Below are 18,284 nucleotides of genomic sequence, written 5' to 3' on the forward strand. Positions count from 1 at the left end.
GGTAACTATGGCACCACCGTACCGCAACAGTGTGGCGCCGGGATCTCTCTGACAATCAAGGTCTACCCGTGCGGATTGTGCGGATCTTAACAAGAACAATCAGCGGTCCACGCTGATCCCGGCGCGCCAGCGGTTGCCGCCCGGGGAGGAGCCTGCGATGAAAATGCCTGCGTTTGTCATGCCTGTCACCCTGACCCTTTTGCTCACCGCCTGTGGCGGGGGCGGCTCATCGTCGGTGCCGGTGACCAGCACCCCCCCTGCCGAGCCCACCCCCAATGAGCCCGCTGAGCCGATTGCCGGGGAAGGTGAAATCCGGGTGCTTTCCAACCGGGCAGACCTGATCAGCGGTGGCGATGCACTGGTGGAGGTGATCACCCCTGATGCGGCCCAGCTTGAAGGCGCGGTGGTGACACTGGGGGATAGGGCCGTCACCGACCAACTGACGGCTACTGACGCCGGTACCCTGAAAGGCCTGATCAATGGCCTGGCGCTGGGCAACAACCGGCTGACTGTGGTGCTGGCGGATGACAGCGTGCTGGAACGGATCATTATCAATCACCCCAATGGGGGGCCGGTGATTTCCGGGCCGCAGATTCAGCCCTGGCAATGCACCAATGCGGCGGCGGTGGATGCCCAGTGCAACCAGCCGGCTGAGTACAGCTTCAAGTATGTGCCCGCCGACAAATTGCAGAATTTGCTGACCAATTTTGATCCAGAGAACCCGGGGATTCCCGGCGCCTTTCAACCTTACGACCTGGCCAATCCACCGGCCCAGGAGGCCATTGCCCGGATCACCACGGATGCAGGTGTGGAGGTGCCCTTTATCGTGCGCATGGAAGAGGGCGTGCAGAACCGGGATCGCTACCTGATCATGACCCTGTACCAACCGGATCAACCCTGGACCGCGCTGAACCCGCAGCCCCAGTGGAACGGCAAATTGCTGATTCACCACGGCGGTAACGTGGGCGTGAGCTATGGCATGGGTAACCCTCCCCGAGGTGATATCGCCGGTACGGCCCCGGAAGGCGCCGAGCTGTTGCTGGGTGACAGTATCACCACGGCGCTGGGACGCGGTTTCATGACCCTCTCCACCGCCCAGGGTAACCTGGGACATAACGGCAATCTGGTGACGGCGGCGGAATCGCTGATGATGGGCAAGGAGCGCATCGTCGAGCAGTACGGTGAAATTCGTTACACCATTGGTACGGGGTGTTCCGGTGGTTCCATCACCCAGCAGCATGTGGCTAATGCGTATCCGGGCATTTATCAAGGCATGATCGTGCAGTGCTCCTACCCGGATGTGTGGACCACGGCCACCCAGTTCGCCGATTACAATTTGCTTAGCCAGTATTTCGGCAATCAGCTGCCTTCCGACCCGCAAGGCTTCCAGGATGTGGTCACCCGGTTGTTGAGTTCCGGGGTGATTCCCGCTGCGCAATGGTCCGCGTTCTATGGCCATCTGCCGTTGAATCCGCTGATTTCGGATCTGGCCTTTTTCCCGGCAGCCTATCCTGACCAGGAAAGCTGCCCGGGTCTGGAGGACGGGGTGACCGTCTATGACGCCCAGGACGCTCCGGATGGATTGCGTTGTGGCTTGCTGGATTACATGAAGTCCCAGTTTGGGCTGCGTTCGCCAGAAGTGTGGTCTGCGAACGAACAATTGCTGTCGCGGGGATTCGGGGGCATTCCGCTGGATAACGTGGGCGTTCAATATGGCCTGCGGGCGCTGCAGAGTGGTGTGATCACCGGTGACCAGTTCCTGACAGTGAACCGTGAAATTGGCGGCTTTAATGTGGATATCGACTATCAGCCGGAGCGCACCGTGGCCGATAGTCAGGCGCTGCACAATGCTTACCGCACCGGTGCCATTAACACCGCCGAGCACCTGGCCAATGTACCGATTATTGATCTGCGCGGCCCGGACCCGGGGATCGCCCACGATGCCTATCACTCCTGGCAGATGCGGGCCCGCCTGGAAAAGACCCAGGGGCACGCGGACAACCAGGTGATCTGGTACGGTCCGGCGCCATTGTTTGGCGATACGGTTTATACCACCGAGGCGCTATTGGTGATGGATTTGTGGCTGTCGCAAATTGAAGCGGACGCCTCGGCATTGAGCATTGAAGAAAAAGTCCGTGAGCACAAACCGGTCTACGCCCGTGACCGTTGTTTGTCGGTGTCTTCGCTGGTGGGGCCGGAAGGCCCTATCGTGCCGCTCAGCGGTAACCTGTTGTACCCGACCCCGATTTTGCCGGGGCTGGACCTGTCGTTGTTACCGGCGGCGCCGGCAGAGGCGGGCGTGGTGGTGGATGCGCTGACCGGTCAGGTCTGCGGGTTGGACCTGAGTGAACTGCCGGTGGTGTCCGATATCCCCGTGGTGGGCGATCTGCTGGGCACCGTGGCGGATTTGTTATCGCCGATTACCGATCCCTTGGTGGGCCTGCAGCAGACCGTAGTGCAGACCCGTTTTGGCACACCCCGCACGGTGGCAGGGGACAGCATTGAAACCCTGACCAACAAGTGCCAGCTCAAACCCGTGGACCCGGCGGATTACCCCACTGCGCTGGACCCGCAAGGGTTTGCCGAGCAGGTGGCGGAGATTTTCCCGCAGGGGGTATGCGATTACAGCAAGCCCGGGGAAGGTGTCGCACCCACCGAAACCTGGCTGCAATACGGTGATGCACAGCAGGTGATTTATGGTGGTGCCCCGCTGGCGGCTGATGCTCCTTCGTCAAGGCAGGGCTGGGCGTCGCCCGCCTTTGAGGTGGAGATTCGCTGATCTTCAGTGGCTGGGGATGCTGAGTGTCGAGTGTCGAGAAACGAGTTGCGAAGACGGGGAAAGGTTTTCGCAACTCGAAACTCGTACCTCGTTACTCACCCTTTCCCATCCGAGCAGCGTTAGAGATTGATTTGGTAAGCCGCCAGGCCGTTGTCGTCATCAAAGGTCATGACTGGGCCGTTATTTAACTGCACCGCCTGGTCACTCAGGGTGACGTGCTCATCTCCCAGTACCCCTTCGTTAAAGCGGTAAACCGGTTTCGGTGCCTCGGTCAGACAGTGGTCACGGAAACCCGCTTTCGCTTCACGCACTCCCTCGCGACGCTGCTGCCAGCCGGCGAATGCCTGTTGGCCGTGGCGCTGTTTTAGCATGGTTTCGGCGACCGTCGGTGATAGCGCCACGGCGGTGGCGTTATTGCCGCCGAAGCCTTTGGAATTGATCAGCGAGGCCTGCAATGCATCGTGGGGTTGATGCTCCAGACAGAAATTCAGGTGATCGCGGTGCACATCGTCGGCAATGTGGTCCACGGTGCGAATGCCCGGCAGCCAGCCCTGGGCAAAACTGCCCAGCGTGGCCGACAGCTGGTCGCCCCCGGCACTGCCCAGGGAGTGCCCCACATAGGCCTTGATGGCGACCACCGGCCAGTGCTCAATCCCGAAAGCCTTGGCGGTACGCTCCAGAATCACGGATTCGGTGATCCGGTTCTGCGGCGTACCGGTACCGTGGGCGTGCACAAAGCTGTGCTCGCGCAGGCCCTTTTCGCCGATCAGCTGGCGGGTGAGGGCCGCAGCCTTGCCCACAGTCAGGTAGTTGCCCACGCCGGGAGCCGATATGGATTTTTTGCCACCATCCGCATGGATGAACACATCCGGCACGGCGCCGAGAATATCGGCCCCCAGCTCCAGCGCCAGGGCATCGTCCATCAGCACCGTGAACTGGGCGGATTCCGCCATGGTGAAGCCACAGTTATCCGAGAAGGGGCGGCAGGCCCGGTTCAGGTCGGCGCTGGCGGTACCGTCCAGGGCGGCCAGCGCCTGGTCTTCGGCCAGTGCGCCCATGGCCCGGTACCCTTCCATGATTTCTGGTACCAGGGGGGCTTCGCTGGTGCCCACAATGGCGACCCGCACCCGGCCGTTACGAATGGCGTGGACGCCTTTTTCCAGGTTGTAGAGGAAGGTGGCGCAGGCGCCCAGCATGCCACCGGTGGTGCCGACGGAGTGCAGCACATAGGCATTGAGAAAGTCGGCGGTCATTTCCCCCAGTCCCAGCGGCACCTGTTTGGAGGTGATGCGCTGGCCGTTGGGCGGGAAGCGCATGACGCCGCCCAGGCCGTTGTCATCCATCTGCGACATGGCATTGCTGGCATACACGGCCACCTGATCCGGGCGAACCCGGGCGGCGACCTGCGCCCAGTCCATGCCCAGATCACCCAGCGCATCACTGATGCCAAAAATGGCCATTTGCAGCGCGCGGGGATGGTTACGGGAGGCGTAGAGCGCGCCGGGGTCAAAACCGTCCGGTAATTGCCCGGCGGCGCTGACCCGGCGCGGGGTGTCGTGGGGCACCCGTAGCCCCAGCCCGGCAGGCAGGGTGACGCGGCTGCGGCGCTTGTCCACGGCGCTGACCTGCCAGCCCGGGGGCAGGCTGTCTGGCAGGTCCATATTGCGCATTTCCAGCGTGATGGGGGCGTCGCTGGTGCCGGCGAGGGCGGCGTGAAGCTGGTGGCTGTCGGGGAGCGCCCGGATCAGGGTGCGGGCCAGCACGGTCTCGCTGTCATTGCCGGTGAGGCGGGACAGCGCATTCAGCGTGTCGCTCTGTCGGGCGTGATCCAGGGCATCGAAAACAAGCCGCTGAAAAGCGAAATGCTGGGCACTGCGGCCGGCTGCATTGACGCCGCCCATGGCGGTAATAACGGGTAATACTGACATGGTGCTCCCGGGCTTGTGCCCAACCCAAAACGGTGACTAGCCGGTCAGGGTACAGGTGAAATCCGGGTTTGCGTATACGACAGAGGGCGAATCCGGTCAGGAAAGTGCAACAGAATTTGAAAGTGAAAGCGGATGTTTCGGGGCCGGGTAGCTACGAAGCTGCTGTAGGAGCACCTCTCGAGGTGCGAACCGCGCTTGCGCGGAAATCGCCCGAAGGGTGATCAGAAATTTCAGGACCCGACAGGTCATTCTAAATGATTACACTCCTCTGCCGCCTCGCTCCGCTTGGTTCGCACCTCAAGAGGTGCTCCTACAGAGGGCGGGAAATGGGGCGCAGCCAACAAAAAACGGGGCCCGAAGGCCCCGTTTGGTCTGGCATCAAGCGTTGAGCGTATTACAGCAGCTCGACAGCTACCGCGGTGGCTTCACCGCCGCCGATACACAGGCTGGCCACACCGCGTTTGCCGCCGGTGCGCTTGAGCGCGTGGATCAGGGTCAGGATGATGCGCGAGCCGGTGGAGCCCACCGGGTGACCCAGGGCACAGGCGCCGCCGTGGATGTTCACTTTCTCGTGGGGGATGCCCAGATCGATCATCGGCATCATCGCCACCATGGCGAAGGCTTCGTTGATTTCGAACAGATCCACATCGTCCACGCTCCAGCCCACCTTCTTCATCACCGCTTCGGTGGCACCGATGGGGGCAATGGTGAATTCGCTGGGGTGCTTGCTGTTGGTGGCGTGGGCGAGGATGCGGGCCAGCGGCTTCAGGCCGCGCTCATTGGCCACGGATTCGCGAGCCAGTACCAGCGCTGAGCCACCATCGGAGATGGAGCTGGCGTTGGCGGCGGTGACGGTGCCGTCTTTGGCAAACGCAGGCCGCAAGGTGGGGATCTTGTCGATCTTGGCGTTGCCCGGTTGCTCGTCGGTGTCGACAACCACTTCGCCTTTACGGGTCTTCACGGTCACCGGCACGATTTCGTCCTTGAACCAGCCGTTTTCAACGGCGGCATTGGCACGATTCAGGGATTCGATGGCGTAGTTGTCCATGTCTTCGCGGGTGATGCTGCGCTTGTCGGCCACTTCCTGGGCAAAGGAGCCCATCAGGCGGCCGGTTTCCGCATCTTCGAGACCGTCCAGGAACATGTGATCCATGACCTGACCATGGCCCATGCGCATGCCGGCACGGGCTTTTTCCAGTATGTAGGGGGCGTTGGTCATGGATTCCATGCCGCCAGACACGACGATGTCGTTGGTGCCGGCCTTGATGGAATCGTAGGCGAACATGGTGGCCTTCATGCCGGAGCCACACAGCTTGTTGATGGTGGTGGCACCGGTGCTGTCCGGCAGGCCGGCCAGACGCATGGCCTGGCGAGCGGGGCCCTGTTTCAGGCCGGCGGGCAGTACACAGCCCATGATGACTTCCTGCACGTCCTCGGCTTTCAGACCGGCGCGAGCGACCGCTTCACGAATGGACGCGGCACCCAGTTCCGGGGCGCTGACAGCGGACAGGGAACCCTGGAAACCGCCCATGGCGGTGCGGGCACCGTTTACAATGACGACTGCATCATCAGACATGCTTTTCTCCTGCCAAACAGTTGAAGGCGCTCTAAACCGCACAAGACGAAAAAGAAACGCCGCGGAACGTAAAAATTGGGGCGCATTGTACTTGAAACAAGGGCATTGCGCCCCATCTGACAAGGACCTGCCGGTCACGGGGGCCGCTGGCGATTGATAGGTTTTGTCTATGATAGTGAAAGGCAATGCCTTACCTGCCAGTACCCGCAGTAGAGATCACGACCGGTAGCTTGTTATTATCGTTTGGCCGCAGGCCACCGGCAGGTTGTCTGCGGGGAATTTCGGCCCGTTGCAGTGAGCAATGGGACAACATGATGTCAGGGGACAAATTATGGCTTTTGAATTACCGCCGCTTCCGTTCGAGAAAAATGCACTGGAACCGCATATTTCTGCCGAAACGCTTGAGTACCACCACGGCAAGCACCACAACGCTTACGTGACCAAGCTGAACGACATGGTTGCCGGCACCGACAACGAAGGCAAATCCCTGGAAGAAATCATCAAGAGCGCCGAAGGCGGTCTGTTCAACCAGGCAGCGCAGGTTTGGAACCACACTTTTTACTGGAACAGCCTGAGCCCCAACGGCGGCGGCGCTCCCAGTGGTGATCTGGGCGCAGCCATCGACAAGGCGTTCGGTTCTTTCGACGAGTTCAAGAACCAGTTCAACGCCAAGGCAACCGGTAACTTCGGTTCCGGCTGGACCTGGCTGGTGAAGAACAGCGATGGCAGCCTGGAAATCGTCAACACTGACGATGCGGACACCCCGATTGCTCATGGCAAGGGTCAGGCCCCGCTGTTCACCGTGGACGTGTGGGAGCACGCTTACTATGTGGACTACCGCAATGCCCGTCCCAAGTATCTGGAATCCATCTGGAATCTGATCAACTGGGATTTCGCAGCCAGCAACTTTGCTGCCTAAACCGGGCTGCATAAGCCTGATGGCCCATCGCTGGGACCGTTCAGGCAATGAAAAAGGCCGCTTTTGCGGCCTTTTTTGTGTCTTTATGGCGGCAGAAGGGTAAGTTTGGTAGCGTCCGACAAGCTCGGGATCTTGTTGGCCGGATGACGGTCAAATCCCGGGATAATGATGACAATAACAAGGTGTTGTATGCGTTTTATTGGATTGGTGATGTTACTTGCCGGGCTGTGGGCGAACCCGGCCATGGCTGCCGAGCAGGCCAGTGACACAAAAGCAGCGCAAACAAAGAGCGCTGACGAAGCAGCAAAAAGCCCGGAACAACAGGCCATGGATGCCCTGGCCGAAGCGGGTATCCGCCAGGCCTTGCAGGCAATTCAGCGTTCCGGGGGCATGTACCCGTTTGGCTTGATCCGGTCTGGCGAAACGGTACAAGCGGTGGGCTATTCGGGCGAAAAAGAGGATGCGCCACCGGCTGATGAATGGGCGCGGGCATTGTTTGGCAAGTTGCGCGCCATTGGCAATGAGCAACCGGATGTGGACCTGATGGCCCTTTTTCGGCTCCATGAAATCACCAACGATAATGACGAAACAATCGTGGGTGTGTGGGCAGAAGTGGACCACCGTAACGTTCGGCCGTGGGTGATTTTTTTGCCCTTGGTGAAAAATGAAGAAGGCAAACATGAACTGGGTGAAATGATTTATTTCGCCACTGAGCAACCGCTATTCGATAAGGCCGTAGTGGACAAGTGATACGGCGGCTGACAGCACATCGGTTGAACGAAAAGTAGAGACCGTAAACGGTATTTTGGTGTGAACCTTGGCAACATATTAACCGAGGCTCTGGATTAGGATTTTGGAATGACGCGAGATCGTGAAGTCAATCTCGGTGACCTGAATGAGGTTACTGTTGATGAACCCCGAGCCAACACGTCCCGTGCGGCGTCGGGTGGCAATGGCAAAAAAGCGCCTCCCGGCGGCGGCAAGCCGGCGCCGAAACCGCAGAAACTGGCATCGTCCGGTGGCGGCAATGGTGGCTGGATGGCGGCCTGCCTGGTGCTGGTGGTACTGATTGCCGTGTTGGGCGTCTGGTTCAATAAGCAGGTGACGGGCCTGCAGGCGCAGCTGGATAATCGGCTGACGGAATCCAGCGAAAAAATGGGCAACCTTCAATCCCGTTTGTCAGCGACCGATGAAAGCCTCAACCAGTCCTCCGGCAAGCTGCTGGATACGGTTCAGTCCCACGGCAAGAAGCTGGAAGCCAATGAGGATGAAATTCGCAAGTTGTGGGATCTAAGCAACAAGCGGAATAAAGCGGCCATTGCAGAACAGAAAAAAGCGCTGAACACGCTGTCGTCTTCGGTGAAAGAAGTGAAAAAAGGGCAGGCCGGTGTGGATGGTAAATTAAAAAGCATCAGCACCGATGCCGCTGCGCTGAAAAAGCAGGTGGAAAGTGCTGTGGCGGCTGTGAACAAAAGCAGCGATCAGTGGCAGAGCCAGATCGGGCAAATGCAGACCCGGGTGGAAGTGCTGGTGGACAGCATCAAGCAGCTTGAGCGCCAGCAAGCCAACCTGAAAAACGGTTTGGACAAGGTGGAAAAAGCCCAGAGCAAGATTTCGACACTGGATTCCCGTGTGGATGATGTGGAAGCGGCGGTGGCGGCGTTTGATGCCTACCGGCTGCAGGTCAACAGCCGTCTGGATTCACTGGAAGGGCGTTGATTGGCTAACCGGCAGTGGGCTGGATTCTCCGGGGGGAGAGGCAGGCTCACTGCCGACTTCAATGTGAATAAACAATAATCAAGAAGAGCGTTTTGCCATGGCCAAGATGCCGCATAGCCCGTTATCGGAAAGTAAGGCAAACCGGTTGCAGGGCTTGAACCAGGATGTGTTGGCGGTTGCGCCGCCGGCGCCATCGCCCGATACCGAGTCCGCCCCGTTTATTTCCCCGCCCCGGCAGAGGCCGGTCAACATGTCCGAAGGAGGGCGCTCCGGGCTGCTCTGGCTATCCCTGGCGTTGGGTATGGTCGCGGTTGTCCTGGCGGTGGCGTTGTGGCTGGGCCAGCGAGCCGCCAACCGTGAACTGAGCGAGGTGCGGCAACAGTACTATCAGCTCGCTGCGGAGCTGGCAGAACAGACCTCCCGTTCCTCAACGGCGCCGCGGGCCTCTGCCGGAACATCCGCTGATGTGGCTGCGTCGGTGCGTGATGACCTGCGCCAGTTGAGCGCCAAGGTCCGTGGGCTCACCGTGGCGGTGGCCAAATTGAACAGCGCTGATAACGGCGAGGCGACAGTGGCACTGGAGAAACGTCTGGATGGGTTGGGTGTCAGCGTCAAGGCGTTGTCGTCGCGAGTGAGTGCGTTGGCGAATACGCGGCCACAGGTGCAGCCGGTCGTGCAGCCAGTGTCACAGCAGGATAATTCCCGGTTGAGTACGCTGCAAAACCGGGTCAGCAAAATCGATCAGGATCTGCAGGCGCTTTACCGCATTCTGCAGGGCGGTTAACCGGCTGGCGGGGCTGGTAATTAGCCGATAGCCTGCTAGAATAGCCGCCCACTGCGCCAGTGGTGGAATTGGTAGACACGCCAGATTTAGGTTCTGGTGCCGAGAGGTGTGAAGGTTCAAGTCCTTCCTGGCGCACCATCACAAAGAAAGGCCGCAACAGTTTCCTGTTGCGGCCTTTTGCGTTTTCTCTCCCTGTAAAAAATATGCTCAAGTGTCGCAATACTGTCGGTGGCATGGAGCTCCTGGATACGCCAGCCGTTATTCCGCCGCTTGCTGATTTATGCCAGAAAAATTCTGGGCTTTATGACTGAGCAGGGCGGGTATGCCAATGGCATCCCGCCGGGTGGTGGAGAACCGAGGGTTCTCCATTGCACAGGCACTAGAAGTTGTAGCGAACATCCATGTTGATGGAGCGGCCCGGTTCCAGCAGGGGTTCCACAGTGGCGAATTCCTGGCCATAGCTGGCGCGCTCGGTGTATTCCTCGTTGTTCAGGTTGTCCACTGACAGGCGCAGGGACAGGGCATCGATGGGGGTGTAGTTCACGTACACATCGACCACGGTGTAACTGTCCTGCTTTTCCCCAAGGCCACGGGACTCCAGGTCATCATTCTCCAGGGCGATTTCCGTGGTCAGGCCCAGGGCCCATTGTGTGTTCGGCCAGTAGAGTTCACCGCTGATGGCCACCTGTTCACCCAGCGGCACGGTGAAATAGTTGCCGTCGTAAGAAGTGGCAAATTCGTCATCCATTTTGGATTCGATATCGGCATAGGTCACTGCCAGTCGGCCCAGATCGGCACGGTAACCAACGGTGGTATCGAAGCCGTTGATATCAAAGTCCGAGAACAGATCCGGGCCACCGCCATAGGTGGGCACGCGCGCATCGCGCAGGCCGGTTTCGAACTGATTCGCTTCGACGAAGAAACCGTTCCAGTTAGCCTTGAACCCCACGGTGTGGTTGTGGGACTGCACCGGTTTCATGTCGTTATAAACCCAGGCGCCGTTGAGAATAAAGTTCTCGGCCAGCGCAGTGCCACCCCAGACATCCGCGTAACCGGCATTGATGGCAAAGTGTTCGTTGAAATGAAATTCGGCGAAGACGTTGCTGCTGGTGCCTTCGTCTTCATGGCTGGAGTCATCGGTGCCGGTGAAATCCTGCTGGTCATAACGCAGGCCGTAGGACAGGTCCAGGCGCTGGAACAGCGTTTGGCGGAACTGCACGAATGCGCCGGTGTTTTCGGCTTTTTCTTCCAGGTCCGGATCTCCCGCGTACTGGAACAGGGCGCTGTCATCGTAGTAGTCCATGCCGGCAGTGATATCCACGAAACCGGTGTGGAAGGTGTTTTTGGCGGTGGCCGAGACGCTTTCGGTGATGCCGGTGTATTCCACGGTGGTGTTGGGGGTGGCCAGCGGGTTTTCGCTGGTGACCAGCTCGGTCTCGTTATTGGCGAGAGTCACTTCCGGGTTCCACAGGCCACTGCCTTTCAAGCGGCTGTAACCGAGCACGGTGTTCTGGCGGGTCAGGTCATAGTTGCGCGATGCCGGTACGGGACGCCCGGCGGTGAGGCCGGAAAAATTGGCTCGATAGGGGCGCTCGGAATCGTCGTTGACCACTTCGTGGCTCAGTTCGATTCGGCCGATGTCGCCATTCTCGTAGGCCAGCTTGGCCAGGCCGCTGAGCAACCCGGGCTCGGTGTAGGGCACGTTATCGCCGTTGGCATCTTCGTAGTGATTGCCCTCTACCTGCTTCACATAACCCAGTGCTTCGAAACCGTTACTGCGACCGAACAGGGAGCCGGCCGTGGTGACGGCATCGCCATTGGAGGCATAGCGGCCGTTCAGGAAGCCACCCAGGTTATCACCAGGGGCGAGCATATCGGCCACGTCCACGGTTTCGTATTTCAGTGCGCCGCCCAGTGCGCCGGGGCCGTCATCGGCAGAGGCTACGCCGGCGGCGGCACTGGCGGACTTCAGAAGAGAAGGGTCAATCAGGTTGGTGGCGTTGTGGTGGAACACCTTGTTGTTCTGCCGGGCGCCATCCACGGTGACCAGCATGGCGGTTTCTTCCACACCGCGCACATAGACCTTTTCGTTGACCGGTATGGAGCCGCCCACAGAAACCGAGGCCTCGTTCTTGAACAGGTCCTTGGTGTCCTGGGGCTGCTGTCGTGAAATATCGCTGTAGTCGTAATCAAGAATATTCTGCAGGTTGTCACCATTGGTCGCACTGACGTTAACCGGCTCCAACGTGGAAACGCTGTTGTTGGCTTTGGCCAGTGAAAACGATCCATCCGGCTGTGCCTTTGCCACCAGGCCGGTGCCGGCGAGGATCTGGCTCAGACCCTGGGCCGGGGTGTAGCTGCCCTGCAGGCCCAGGCTCTGTTTGCCTGCGGCCAGCTGGATATCTCCGGCAATCAGGGTGCCGGAGGCAGTGGCAAAGCGGGTCAGGACGGTATTCAGGGGCCCGGCCGCGATATTGTATTGCTGCTGGCCGGTTTCTGCCTGGGCAGGAAGAGTCAGGGTCAGGGCGAGGGGAAAGGTCAGGCCCATGGCAAGGCGCAGTGTCATTGCCCGCAATGCGGGTCGGGCAGGTTGGTAACGGCTCACGGTCACTCCAGTATTATCAGGATTGTGGTGCCCCTTTTTGTCGGGACTTACTGATATATCGAATAGCGCCCTGCAAAGCGGAAAAGTTTTTTCGTTTTTTTGCTCAGGGGTTGGCGGGGTGGATATTGGTCCAGCCGGGCAGGGGGCGGGTGACCCGAATGGGCAGCGCGGATGCCAGCATGTCCAGAGCCTGCTGTGGATCGGTCAGCGGGAAGCCCCCGAACACGCGCAGGTCGGCCACTGCCGGGGACAGGTTGATGTAGCCATGCTGGTAGCGCCCGAGTTCATCAACCAGCGCGGCCAGGCGGATATCGTCTGCCACCAGAATCCCCTTGTGCCAGGTTTCCCGTGCGGGGTCGGCGGGGTGAATCGGTTGCAGGGCGTTGGCGGAAAAATGGGTTTGTTGCTGAGGGTGCAGGACGCTTTTCTGCCGTGCCTGGTTGGTGATTTCCACCGCGCCGTCGTAGACCGCAAGGAAGGTCGTGTCTGTTTCCCGGCGCACCGTGAAACGGGTGCCCAGTGGCTGGAGTTGACCTTGCGGTGTGAACACCACCAGTGGGCGCGGGTCTGCCTTGCCGGTTTCAATCAGCACTTCTCCCTGTATCACCTGGATGTGCCGCTGGGTGCCGTCCAGTACCGTATTGATAGCGCTGTTGGTGTTCAGCCACAGGCGGCTGCCGTCGGCCAGTTCCAGGGCGCGGATTTCGCCCGTGCCGGTGCGGTACTGTGCGTTCCAGCCCGCCACCAGGGTGGGCAGCGGGCTGTGCCGCCAACTCATCCAGCCCAGGCCGCCGGTGCCGATGGCCAGAGCCAGGCCGGTAATGACGCTGCGGCGTTGGATACGGTTGTGGCGGGCCTGTTTCAGGGTGGCTTCGGTATGCGCCGGGTGGTTGGCACTGGCGGTGCTGAACTGTTGTTCAATGTGCTCCACCATCTGCCAGCCGCGCAGGTGGTCCGGGTGCTGGCGGAGCCATTGCTGCCAGCGCAGCTTGTCGCTTTCGCAGGCCTGCCCGGAGCGCAGCAGGGCAAACCAGTCGGCGGCGTCACTGAGAATCTGGTGATCAATGTGTGCTGTGCCGTTCATGGCTGGGCGGCCACGCAGGTGCCTTCCAGTCGGGCCTGCAGGCGCAGGCAGGCAAGCATGGCCCTGGACAGGTAATTGCGCACGGTCCGTTCGGATACGCCCAGCTGCGTGGCGATTTCCTTGCCGGTGAGGCCATGCACCATGGACTGGATAAAGGCATGGGCCACCGCTTCGGGTAAGCGGCGGAGCATGGTGTCGACTTCCACCAGGGCTTCCAGGGCAGCGGTTTGCTGTTCAGCGGATGGGCTTTCCGGTTCGGGCAGGTGGAGCAGGGTATCCAGCCAGGCCTGCTCGATTTCCCGGCGCCGCCACAGGTCTACACACAGGCCTCGGGCCATGCGGCTCAGGTAGGCACGGGCGGTGTGGTGGTTCAGGTGGCGAGGTTTGCTGAGCAGGCGAATAAAGGCGTCGTGGGCCAGGTCGGCGGCATCATCACGGCTGCCAAGACGCCGCTGCAATATGCAATGCAGCCAACTGTGGTAGTCGGTATACAGCGTTTCCACTGACAGGGATTCCTGCGCCACCCCGGACATGATCCCGCCCCCCAGCGTTGTTCTGTAAAGAATGAATGCCGAATACTATTTGAGAATGGATATCATTACAATAATGAGAATGAAACGCATGGTATGACGCCTGCCCTGGTTTCCGTTTTTATTCGAGAAAAAATGTCACCATCGGTGGGCGTTATTCGTCTTCTATAGAGACAGGGAAAAAATGCGCGATACAGAAGGAGCTGAAGATGGCAGGTAAAGGCATGGATGAGGCCCCGGGGCTGACCGTTGAGGTGAGTGAGGGAGAAGAACGTGGCGGGGCGGCCAAGAGTAATGAGCAATGGTTGACCGGGGCGGGGCTGAAAGCCACGTTGCCGCGGGTGCGGATCCTGCAACACCTGAAAGCCGCCCACGATGAGCAGCGCCATCTGGGCGCTGAAGAAATCTATGCCCGCTTGTATCAGGCAGGGGAAAGGATAGGCATCTCTACCATTTACCGGGTGTTGCTGAATCTGGAGCAGGTGGGGCTGGTCACCCGTCATCAGTTTTCCCAGGGGGCGGTGAGCCGCTGTGTGTACGAGCTGTCATTCGGTGAACGCCATGACCACATGGTGTGCGTGGAAACGGAGCGGGTGATTGAATTCCGTGATCCGGTCATCGAGGCGCGGCAGGAGCAGATTGCCCAGGCCCACGGCTATGAGGTCGTTGGCCGGGAGCTGGTGATCCGGGTTCGCCGTATCACGCCGTAGCCGGCAGCGCGCGGCGCTTGTCAGACAAGCGGTCTGCCCGTGTCTTGTGCTTGCCCGGCTGGGTGGGTACAACCATAGATAGTCGGTATGGGAGGCACGGTGCGAGATACGATACAAGACAGCCACGATGACAATAACAGTCGCAATCGTCGCGAAGAGGCGTCGCGCTCGCCGCTACGGCGCGTGCTGGAAAAGGAAAAGCTGATGCTGCTGGCGTTGGTGGCTCTGGTTGCGGGCGCGTTGATGCTGGGCTTCTTTGCACACTCGGAAGGGATCGAGGCGCGCACGGCCCTGAAAGATATCCACGTAACCCTGACTCAGGCGGCCAATTCCCTTTAGGACGCCTCTCCTGTTGTGTTCAGCAATACGGCGCTTGATCAGGGGCAACAAGGCCGGGATGTTCCCGGCCTGTTTCCGTTAGCCCATCAACCTATGGCCATGCGTACCGTTTCTGCGGTGGTGATTTGCGCCGTGTCGTAGACCTGCCGGCGTCGTTTCGGGTCCATCATGTTGTAACCGAAAGCGGTCAGATCCTGTGCATTGGGTTCGATGCGGATGACGCGCTTGCCGTTTTTTTCCAACAAGGCGACTTCCCGATCCACGATTGTGGTCATGTAGCGGCGCACCCGCCGTTCTATCTTCATCAACGGAGAGCGGGGCTGGTCCGGCTGGCGTGAGGCCATGGGGGCCAGCACGATCACTTCATCCACTGCACTGTCGGCCAGCAGGTCTGCGGAGGTGGGCGAGGCGACGCCGCCATCAATGTAGGTGCGGTCGGCCACGGTGACCGGCGGGCACCAGAACGGCACTCCATAGGAGGCGCACACCGCATCGGCTATGGTGGCGCTGGGCGCGCCGCCCTTACCGAAAGGAATCCGTTTGCCGCTGTCTGTGTCCACCGCCATGATCCAGGTGGCCGGGTGGCTGACCCAGTCCTTGCCGGCGGTGGCGGTATTGACCAGCTGACGGAAGGGGGCCATGTCGAACTGCCCCTGTGGCAGCAACCCGCAGATCGCTGTCAGTGGCGAAATCTCTCCGCGCAATCCTTTCAGTGCCAGTTTGGCGCCGGTAAACCGGGCCCCGGGCAAGGGCGGTAGTGCGCCGCCGGTATCGGTGTCGTGGTCCCATTGGCAACGATCGCTGGTGCCTTGCTGGCAGTCGCGCAGTTGGGCCACGGACACACCGCTAGCCAGCAGGGTGGCGAGTACCGCGCCGGCGGAAGTGCCTACCAGAATGTCCGCATCGCGGGCGTCCCAGTTCAGTTGCTGTTGCAGATGATGCAGGGCGGCAATGGACCAGGCGCCGCCGGCGACGCCACCACAGCCAATGACCAGGGCGCGACGGGGTGTGGAAGAAGAAGCCGTTTTGCTCATGATCAGAATACCTTTTGGGTGGCAGAAGTCAGGGTGTAGTTGTCCGCGTCGAAGGTTTTCAGCAGACGCTGCATTTCCAGGGTGCTCCAGGGGAAGCCGACGCTGTTCAAGCCGTTCTTGTCCAGGTAATAGCTGGAGCAGCCGCCGGTGTTCCAGACCGTGCCCTGCAGGTCTTTCTGGACCTTGCGGTTGTACTGCTGCTGCACCTCGGCCTTCACTTCAATGCGGTCCAGCTGCTGGTCGCGCATGGTGGTCAGGGTGCTGACGATGTAGTTGATCTGCGCTTCGATAACGATAAACGCGGAATTGTGGCCGATCCCCAGATTGGGGCCGAGCACCATGAAGGCGTTGGGCAGGCCATTGATGGTGGTGCCCCGGTAGGCCTGCATGCCGTCTTCCCACATCGTGCTGAGCGATTCGCCGGCATCATTGAAAATATGGTTGGCGATGGGCGGTTCGGTGACAAAAAAACCGGTGCCGAGAATCACCGTGTCGACTTCACATTCGCTGCCATCCTGGCCCACCAGCGTGTTGCCGCGGACTTCTTTCAGGCCGGTGTGGAACACATCCACATTGGGTTGGTTCAGGGCCGGGTAATAGTTGTTGCTCATCAATACACGCTTGCAGCCAAGGGTGTAATCCGGGGTGAGCTTGGCGCGCAGTGTCGCGTCCTTGATAGCCACTTTCAGGTGCGCCAGGCCCAGCTTCTGGATTTGCCGCAGGATGGCCGGGCGGCGGAAGCCGATGCCGAAGGTTTCAAAACCGCCGTAGAGCATCTTGCGCCAGGCGCTCAGGGTGAACGGCAGGCGGAAGAAGTTTTCCTCGATCTTGGGGATGCTGTGATCCGGCTTGGGCAGCACCCATTGCGGGGTGCGCTGGAACAAGGTCAGGTGTTGGGTTTTCGGCTGTATCTCCGGGACGAACTGAATGGCGGAGGCGCCGGTGCCGACTACGGCTACGCGCTCGCCGGTCAGGTCGTGGTGGTGATCCCAGCGCGAGGAATGAAACAGCTTGCCCTGAAAGTTTTCCAGGCCGGGAATTGCCGGAATAATCGGTTCATGCAGATAGCCGGAACAGGCCACCACGGTGCGGGCCCGATACAGCTGGTCGCCGGTTTGCACTTCCCACAGGTTCTGGCTCTCGCGCCATTGCGCCCGTTCCACCGCCTGGTTGAAACGAATCGACGCAGGAATGTCGTAACGCTCAGCGGTATCGCGGACGTAATCGAGAATCTCCGCCTGGCCGGCAAAGGCCCGGGTCCAGTCCGGTTTCTGGGCGAAGGAGTAGGAATACAGCGCCGAGGGCACATCGCAGGCGCAGCCCGGGTAGGTATTGTCCCGCCAGGTGCCGCCCAGGTCGGCGGCTTTTTCCAGGATCACAAAGTTATCCAACCCGGCTTCCTTGAGGCGGATGCCCAGGCCGATGCCACTGATGCCGGCACCGACAATCAGGGTGTCATAAATCGGAGTGTTGGCTTGCTGTGTCATGGTCGGTCCGTGGTTACTGGTTCGGTTGCGGGCTGAAGAAATCCATCGCCCGGTTGGTCAGATTCAGGTTGGCGACTTGCTTGGCCAGGCTGTAGATATCCGGGTAGATCACCCGAGCGTTGCCCTTGCGAAAAGCGTTGTAGATTCGCTCAGCCAGCACATCCGGCTTTCCGGTGGGAATAAACCGGGAAGCGGGGCCTTTTTTAACCTGGCTGCGGGCATGGCTTTCCAGGCCGGAATAGATCGGCCCCGGGTAGACAGTGATTACATTGACGCCCTGCTTTTTCAGGTCCAGCCGGGCAATTTCCGACGCCAGGCCGATCCCCGCCTTGGCGCCGCCGTAATAGCTGCAGCCGCGAATCGGCACGCGCCCGGCCATGCTGGCCACATTGATCACACAACCGTGACGGGCTTCCACCATGGCGGGCAGCGCCAGGTCCATCAGCCGCATGGGGGCGGTGAAGTTGATGTCCATCAACAGCTTGCCTTTCTCCCAGCCCGTACCGGTGATGCTGATGATATCCATGATGCCGGCGCAGTTGACCAGCACGTCCACCGGGCCGTGGCGGTCTTCCAGTGATTGCCACCAGGCGGGCAGGGCGTCGATATCCGTCAGATCACAGGTTTCGGCCTGGGCGCCATGCTGGTCGGCGGCAATAGCCAGTGACTCGGCATTCAAATCGACCAGGGTGATGCGGGCCTCGGGGTGGTGCTGGCGAAATTGACCAGCGAGCTGGCCGCCAATGGCGCCGGCACCGCCGGTAATCAGGATATGGGTTGGGGTCATGGC

Annotated in this window: 15 protein-coding genes and 1 tRNA gene; 8 read left to right on the plus strand and 8 right to left on the minus strand. The window is 60.2% G+C overall.

Annotated features, from left to right (window positions below):
- The first annotated feature begins 157 nt into the window (after window positions 1-157).
- Entirely contained in the window at window positions 158-2,779 is a 2,622-nt protein-coding gene (locus F1529_RS08340; RefSeq protein WP_155133676.1) for a DUF6351 family protein, read from the plus strand.
- Window positions 2,780-2,898: 119 nt separating this feature from the next.
- Here the strand turns inward: F1529_RS08340 and F1529_RS08345 are convergent, their stop codons facing one another.
- Together F1529_RS08345 and F1529_RS08350 are read right to left on the minus strand one after the other, a co-directional pair.
- Window positions 2,899-4,707 carry a beta-ketoacyl synthase gene (locus tag F1529_RS08345; RefSeq protein ID WP_155133679.1) on the minus strand — a complete coding sequence of 603 codons (1,809 nt, stop codon included), beginning with the start codon at window positions 4,705-4,707 and terminating at the stop codon, window positions 2,899-2,901.
- A gap of 394 nt (window positions 4,708-5,101) precedes the next feature.
- Window positions 5,102-6,283: an acetyl-CoA C-acyltransferase gene (locus F1529_RS08350; protein ID WP_155133682.1), complete on the minus strand. Its 1,182-nt coding sequence runs from the start codon at window positions 6,281-6,283 to the stop codon at window positions 5,102-5,104.
- A gap of 331 nt (window positions 6,284-6,614) precedes the next feature.
- Here F1529_RS08350 and F1529_RS08355 point away from each other — a divergent pair, with 331 nt between their 5' ends.
- The 5 genes from F1529_RS08355 to F1529_RS08375 all read left to right on the plus strand — a co-directional run bounded on the left by F1529_RS08355 (window position 6,615) and on the right by F1529_RS08375 (window position 9,843).
- On the plus strand, window positions 6,615-7,202 hold the full coding sequence (locus tag F1529_RS08355; RefSeq protein ID WP_007151159.1) for a superoxide dismutase: 588 nt from the start codon (window positions 6,615-6,617) through the stop codon (window positions 7,200-7,202).
- A 189-nt stretch (window positions 7,203-7,391) separates the two neighbouring features.
- Window positions 7,392-7,952 (plus strand): hypothetical protein, encoded by a 561-nt coding sequence (locus tag F1529_RS08360; protein WP_007151403.1) that lies wholly within the window; start codon window positions 7,392-7,394, stop codon window positions 7,950-7,952.
- Between the two features lie 108 nt (window positions 7,953-8,060).
- Entirely contained in the window at window positions 8,061-8,921 is an 861-nt protein-coding gene (locus tag F1529_RS08365; protein WP_007150951.1) for a hypothetical protein, read from the plus strand.
- A gap of 97 nt (window positions 8,922-9,018) precedes the next feature.
- Window positions 9,019-9,705, plus strand: a complete 687-nt coding sequence (locus tag F1529_RS08370) for a hypothetical protein (RefSeq protein WP_007148466.1) — start codon at window positions 9,019-9,021, stop codon at window positions 9,703-9,705.
- A gap of 53 nt (window positions 9,706-9,758) precedes the next feature.
- Window positions 9,759-9,843 (plus strand) — tRNA-Leu (locus F1529_RS08375).
- A 241-nt stretch (window positions 9,844-10,084) separates the two neighbouring features.
- Here the strand turns inward: F1529_RS08375 and F1529_RS08380 are convergent.
- From F1529_RS08380 to F1529_RS08390, 3 genes are all read right to left on the minus strand, one after another.
- Window positions 10,085-12,310, minus strand: a complete 2,226-nt coding sequence (locus tag F1529_RS08380) for a TonB-dependent receptor (protein ID WP_370456980.1) — start codon at window positions 12,308-12,310, stop codon at window positions 10,085-10,087.
- A 103-nt stretch (window positions 12,311-12,413) separates the two neighbouring features.
- Window positions 12,414-13,394 carry a FecR domain-containing protein gene (locus tag F1529_RS08385; RefSeq protein WP_155133685.1) on the minus strand — a complete coding sequence of 327 codons (981 nt, stop codon included), beginning with the start codon at window positions 13,392-13,394 and terminating at the stop codon, window positions 12,414-12,416.
- On the minus strand, window positions 13,391-13,927 hold the full coding sequence (locus tag F1529_RS08390; protein ID WP_155133688.1) for a sigma-70 family RNA polymerase sigma factor: 537 nt from the start codon (window positions 13,925-13,927) through the stop codon (window positions 13,391-13,393). Before F1529_RS08390 ends, F1529_RS08385 begins: the two co-directional genes overlap by 4 nt.
- Before the next feature lie 206 nt (window positions 13,928-14,133).
- Here F1529_RS08390 and F1529_RS08395 point away from each other — a divergent pair, with 206 nt between their 5' ends.
- Both F1529_RS08395 and F1529_RS08400 read left to right on the plus strand, forming a co-directional pair.
- Window positions 14,134-14,634: a transcriptional repressor gene (locus F1529_RS08395; protein WP_230457741.1), complete on the plus strand. Its 501-nt coding sequence runs from the start codon at window positions 14,134-14,136 to the stop codon at window positions 14,632-14,634.
- 99 nt (window positions 14,635-14,733) lie between these two features.
- On the plus strand, window positions 14,734-14,973 hold the full coding sequence (locus F1529_RS08400) for a hypothetical protein (protein ID WP_155133691.1): 240 nt from the start codon (window positions 14,734-14,736) through the stop codon (window positions 14,971-14,973).
- Window positions 14,974-15,059: 86 nt separating this feature from the next.
- Here the strand turns inward: F1529_RS08400 and F1529_RS08405 are convergent, their stop codons facing one another.
- From F1529_RS08405 to F1529_RS08415, 3 genes are read right to left on the minus strand one after another with little or no spacing between them, the layout of a single operon-like run.
- Window positions 15,060-16,007, minus strand: coding sequence for a patatin-like phospholipase family protein (locus F1529_RS08405; protein WP_155133694.1), 948 nt, complete (start codon window positions 16,005-16,007; stop codon window positions 15,060-15,062).
- Window positions 16,008-16,009: 2 nt separating this feature from the next.
- A complete protein-coding gene (locus F1529_RS08410) occupies window positions 16,010-17,494 on the minus strand; it encodes an NAD(P)/FAD-dependent oxidoreductase (protein ID WP_155133697.1) in 1,485 nt (494 codons plus the stop codon).
- 13 nt (window positions 17,495-17,507) lie between these two features.
- Window positions 17,508-18,281 carry an SDR family oxidoreductase gene (locus F1529_RS08415; protein WP_155133700.1) on the minus strand — a complete coding sequence of 258 codons (774 nt, stop codon included), beginning with the start codon at window positions 18,279-18,281 and terminating at the stop codon, window positions 17,508-17,510.
- Between the last annotated feature and the right edge of the window lie 3 nt (window positions 18,282-18,284).

The organism is Alcanivorax sp. VBW004, from assembly GCF_009718865.1.
In the GTDB taxonomy this organism is placed as follows: Bacteria; Pseudomonadota; Gammaproteobacteria; order Pseudomonadales; family Alcanivoracaceae; genus Alcanivorax.